General features: G+C 42.6%; 1 protein-coding gene. It reads left to right on the top strand.

Annotation, left to right across the window (positions count from 1 at the left end; genetic code table 11):
* Nucleotides 1-70: 70 nt before the first annotated feature.
* The coding region (locus C1G53_RS06900) for a LacI family DNA-binding transcriptional regulator (protein ID WP_153046669.1) at nucleotides 71-357 on the top strand (287 nt) is incomplete at its 3' end.

Here is a 357-nt window from a genome sequence, read left to right as displayed (position 1 = left end):
CCTATTTGTACTATGCTTGTTATGGGTATTTTTCAAAACAAAATTCAGAGATGAAATCTAGGAGGTCTATATGCGTGCTACCATCAAAGATGTGGCCAAATTAGCTGGTGTCTCGCCATCTACAGTTACTCGTGTCATTCAAAATAGCTCTGCCATTAGCCAAAAAACGAAAGACTTGGTGCGGAAAGCCATGGCGGATCTCAACTACCATCCAAACCTCAACGCTCGAAGCCTAGTTTCTAGCTATACACAGGTTATCGGACTGGTTTTGCCAGATGACTCGGATGTTTTCTATCAAAACCCCTTCTTCCCTACTGCCTTACGAGGAATTTCTCAAGTTGCGGCAGATCATAATTA

The sequence above is a fragment of the Streptococcus suis genome (assembly GCF_002960445.1).
Taxonomy (GTDB): Bacteria; Bacillota; Bacilli; order Lactobacillales; family Streptococcaceae; genus Streptococcus; species Streptococcus hyiners.
The sequence above is the reverse complement of the archived record's forward strand: the minus strand, read 5'-3'. Positions and strand labels throughout refer to the sequence as shown.